This window comes from Dankookia rubra, from assembly GCF_004355005.1.
GTDB lineage: Bacteria > Pseudomonadota > Alphaproteobacteria > Acetobacterales > Acetobacteraceae > Paracraurococcus > Paracraurococcus ruber_A.
Genome location: NZ_SMSJ01000202.1, coordinates 1 through 3,859, shown reverse-complemented (window position 1 = coordinate 3,859; position 3,859 = coordinate 1). Strand labels below are relative to the sequence as shown.

The 3,859-nt window shown below is 70.6% G+C and carries 4 protein-coding genes; 2 read left to right on the top strand and 2 right to left on the bottom strand.

The genetic code is table 11. The features are described from left to right. Positions 1-268 precede the first annotated feature (268 nt). A complete protein-coding gene (locus E2C06_RS35750; protein WP_133293289.1) occupies positions 269-787 on the bottom strand; it encodes an MmyB family transcriptional regulator in 519 nt (172 codons plus the stop codon). Here E2C06_RS35750 and E2C06_RS35745 point away from each other — a divergent pair. Continuing rightward, positions 786-1,865, top strand: coding sequence for an alcohol dehydrogenase catalytic domain-containing protein (locus E2C06_RS35745; protein WP_133293288.1), 1,080 nt, complete (start codon positions 786-788; stop codon positions 1,863-1,865). The two genes, E2C06_RS35750 and E2C06_RS35745, sit on opposite strands and share 2 nt — an antisense overlap. A gap of 84 nt (positions 1,866-1,949) precedes the next feature. Further along, a complete protein-coding gene (locus E2C06_RS35740; RefSeq protein ID WP_133293287.1) occupies positions 1,950-2,591 on the top strand; it encodes a glutathione S-transferase family protein in 642 nt (213 codons plus the stop codon). Positions 2,592-2,725: 134 nt separating this feature from the next. Here the strand turns inward: E2C06_RS35740 and E2C06_RS35735 are convergent, their stop codons facing one another. Continuing rightward, on the bottom strand, positions 2,726-3,676 hold the full coding sequence (locus E2C06_RS35735) for a tyrosine-type recombinase/integrase (RefSeq protein ID WP_165982902.1): 951 nt from the start codon (positions 3,674-3,676) through the stop codon (positions 2,726-2,728). Positions 3,677-3,859 lie beyond the last annotated feature (183 nt).

The window sequence follows — 3,859 nt, the reverse complement described above, 5'->3', positions numbered from 1 at the left end:
GCCGGTCCTTGGGTTGCGGGTACGGTGCACGATGTGACTGGCAGCTACGACCTCGCCTTTGCTTTGGCTGCCGTGCTATGTGCGGCGTCCGCAGCTGCAATCTGGATCGCGACGCCGCGTCGCGTCCGGCAAGTGCCTGGCCGAGCCATCGTGTGACGTGGTTGCGTGGTCGCTCTAGTGATTAACGCCTAACGCTTGGCGTCCAATTCAAGGTCGAAGAAGGGCGGTTTGCTGACGTAGAGGCAGACGGTCTGAGCTTCCCGTCCTCTCAGGTTCGCGCGTAGAGGGCGAGCTTGAGGGCTGGGTTGTCGTTGGCCTGGAAGCTCGCGTACTCGTAGCGGGTGGTGCCCCTCGTCGGGTGATGCAGGTACTTGGTGCCGGACACCGGCGCCCCGATCCCGTGCGCGCGCCACCAGCTGTCGAACTCCGGGCAGCCCGCGTGGAGCCGGGCCACGAGCGACTCAAAGGCTGGATCACTGGGCCATAGGTCATGCGCCGCGCGGAACAGCGACACGATGCGCCGCGCCTCCTCCGCCCAGCTCTCCCCGAAGAGCCGCTTCGCGGCGGGGCCGGTAAGCATCCAGTGCAGGATGTTGCGGTCCTCGGTCCCGAGCTGGCCGAAATCGCCGAACAGCGCTGCCGCGGCGGCGTTCCAGGCCAGGATGTCCCAGCGCTGCCCGGTAAGATAGGCGGGCTCCGGCAGGCTCCCGACGATGCGGCGGAGCGGGTCTGGCACGCTCTCGCGCTGGAACGGCTGCCGCCCGCCGGCGGCGGCAAGACCGAGCATGAAGGCCGCTATCCTGCCCCGCTTCGGGGCACCGCTGAGTGTCGAGGACGTGCCGGAGCCGACGATCGGAACCGGCGAGGCGCTGGTAGACGTCGTCGCCGCGCCGGTACTGTCCTATGCAACCGAGGTCTTCAGCGGCGCGCGCCGCTACCTGTTGCCTACACCCGTGGTGCCGGGTTGCGGCGCCATCGGCCGGGTGCGCGCGGTGGGACCGGACAGCACGCGCCTGCGGCCCGGCGACTGGGTGTTCTGCGACCCCACCGTGCGGTCACGCGACGGCGCGGCCACGCCCGACATCACCCTGCAGGGCTGGAGCGCCCGCGGCGAAGGCGGGCAGAAGTTGCAGCGCTACTTCCGCGACGGCACCTTCGCCGAGAGGGTTCGCGTGCCGACCGAGAATGCGGCGCCGATCGGGGCGATCGACCCGGTGGAAGCCGGGCGGTGGTGCGCCATCAACACGTTGCTGGTTGCTTACGGCGGGCTGCTCGCGATGGACTTCCGGCCTGGGGAAACGCTGCTGGTGAGCGGGGCGACCGGCAACTTCGGCTCCGCCACCGTGGCCCTGGCGCTGGCGATGGGCGCGCGCTGCGTCGTAGCGCCCGGTCGCAATCGGGCAGTGCTCGACAGCCTACGGACCCGGTTCGGCGAACGGATCGTACCGGTCGAGCTGAGTGGGGACAGCGCCGCGGACACGGAAGCGATGCGCCGGGCAGCCCCGGGCCCGATCGACGCGGTGCAGGACTTCCTTCCGCCGACGGTCAGCGCGACCGTGGCCCGGGCTGCGATTATTACGTTGCGCCAGGGTGGGAGGGCAGTGCTGATGGGCGGGGTGGGGATGCTGGGCGGCGAGGACCTGGCGCTTCCATATCCCTGGATCATGCGCAGCCTCATAACGGTGCGCGGCCAGTGGATGTACGACGCAGCCGCCGTGCCGGGAATGGTGGGATTGATCCGCAGCGGGTTACTGGATCTGGAGCAATGGGCGGTGACCGAGTTCCCGCTGGCAGAAGTCAATGACGCGGTGGAGCACGCGGCAGCCGAGGCTGGTCCCTTCAAGCTGACTGCGCTCAAGCCATAGCGTCCGACGAGGGCGGGAAACAGACTCTCGCGGGTGGCGCTCCTGCCCTATGCTCGCCTCGGCCTGTGGCTGGGAGGGCGCGCGATGAACGACGAAGGACCGGCTCTCTACGGCGCGCCCTACAGCGTGTACGTGCGCGCCGCCCGCCTCGCGCTGGCCGAGAAGGGCGTCGCCTATGAGCTGGTGCCGGTCGACGTGTTCACCCCCGGCGGCCCGCCGGCCGAGTACCTGAAGCGGCACCCGTTCGGCCGCATCCCGGCCTTCGAGCACCGAGGTTTCCGGCTGTACGAGACGGGAGCTATCACGCGCTACGTGGACGAGGCATTCTCTGGGCCCGCCCTGCAGCCGGCCTCGCCAGAGGCGCGGGCCCGGGTGAACCAAGCGATCGGCGTTCTCGATGCCTACGCCTACCGCACGCTCGTGTGGGACATCTACGTCGAGCGGGTTGTCGCCCCGGCGCAGGGGCGAGAGCCAGACGAGGCGCGGATCTGCGCCGCCCTGCCGCGGGCAGCGACCTGCTTGGGGGCCCTTGAGCAGATTATGGGGCCGGGACGGCATCTGGCCGGCGCTGCGCTGACACTGGCGGACCTGCACGCCGCGCCAATGTTCGCCTGCTTTGCCACAACGCCAGAAGCTGGTCCGCTGCTCGCGGCTTACCCCAAGCTGGGGCGGTGGTGGGAAAGCATCGCGGGCCGCGCCAGCATGACGGCCACCGCTGTCGCCTGAGCCGCTTAAGATACCGGAGGCCCGCATTGGGTCAGCAGCAGTCGTGCTGCGGCTGATCAGAGACTGCCCTCAGGCCAGCGAGGCGAGCGGCTTGTCCTTCTCCCCGACCAAGTGGGCGAAAGCATTTCGAATGGCTACAGCCCGACGATCCCTGCCGGGCTCTCGCCGACGAGCTTTGCCCGCCGGACATAGCCGCGCATGGTGCGGATGTCGCGGTGACGGCTGTGCTCCATGATGGCCTCGTCGCGCACCCCGGCCTTGTAGGCCTCGGTGATGAACCCGGCCCTGAGCCCGTGCAGCGACAGCCGCTCGAGCCCTGACGCCTTGATCCCGGCCAGCGCCAGCCGCCGGCGCAGGATCCGCGGCAGGGCGTAGGGGTGCAGGGCGGCGGTCTCCACGGTGCCCCAGCGGTCGATCTTGCGGAACACCGGGCCGTAGCGGCAGTCGCTGGCCTGCAGCCAGGTCTCCAGCGCGCGCACCGGGCAGGTCTCGGGCGTCTTCCCGCGCGGCAGGCCAAGCTCGGCCCCCCTGCCCTGCTGGTCGGCCTTGGCGCGCGGGATCAGCAGGCGCAGCCCCTCGGGTGTGACGGTCAGGTGCTCGCGTTGCACCGCGACCAGCTCGGATCGACGCAGCGCCGCCGCGAAGCCCAGCAGCAACAAGGCCTTGTCCCGCGTGCCGGTGAGGCCGTCGCTGCAGGTGGCGACGAGGCGGCGGATCTCGGCGGTGCCGATCGCCGCGGCGCGGCGCTGTGGCACGCCGTGCTGGCGGGCGATGCCGGCCAGGGTGTCGCGCAGTGCCGGGTGCGAGCCCAGCCAGGGGTGGCCGGCCATGCGGTGGGCGCGGCCGATGGCGGCGAGCCGGCGGCGCAGGGTGGCGCCGGCGTGGGTGGTGGCCAGGGTGGCAAGGTAGGCGGCGACGGTCACCGGCGTGGCCGGCAGCGCGGCGATGCCTTTCTCCCGGCACCACGCCTCGAAGTCTGCCCAGTCCGCGGCGTAGGCGGCGAGCGTTGCCGGCGCCAGCGCCTGGCGGGCATAGCCGGCGGCGCGGGCGACCTCGGCGTCGGGCAGCAGGGCGAGTTCGGACATGCGGGCGATCTCAACGGCTTGCCGGGATTGGGGCATGAAATGTGGCAGGCGGTCAACAGGCTCCAGAAGGGCGGTTATGGAGTGTGATACATTCGAGCGGCGCAGAACACCGGAGGGGCGGAAAGGCCAAGAAAGCGTAAGGGGTGCCTTTTCGACGGCGCTGCGCCGCTCCCGGTGAGCGGG

What these genes read in the sequence shown, in the direction of transcription:
- E2C06_RS35740 (WP_133293287.1), top strand. Translation starts at nt 1,950, where the DNA reads ATGAACGACGAAGGACCGGCTCTCTACGGCGCGCCCTACAGCGTGTAC.
- E2C06_RS35735 (WP_165982902.1), bottom strand. Translation starts at nt 3,676, where the DNA reads ATGTCCGAACTCGCCCTGCTGCCCGACGCCGAGGTCGCCCGCGCCGCC.
- E2C06_RS35750 (WP_133293289.1), bottom strand. Translation starts at nt 787, where the DNA reads ATGCTCGGTCTTGCCGCCGCCGGCGGGCGGCAGCCGTTCCAGCGCGAG.
- E2C06_RS35745 (WP_133293288.1), top strand. Translation starts at nt 786, where the DNA reads ATGAAGGCCGCTATCCTGCCCCGCTTCGGGGCACCGCTGAGTGTCGAG.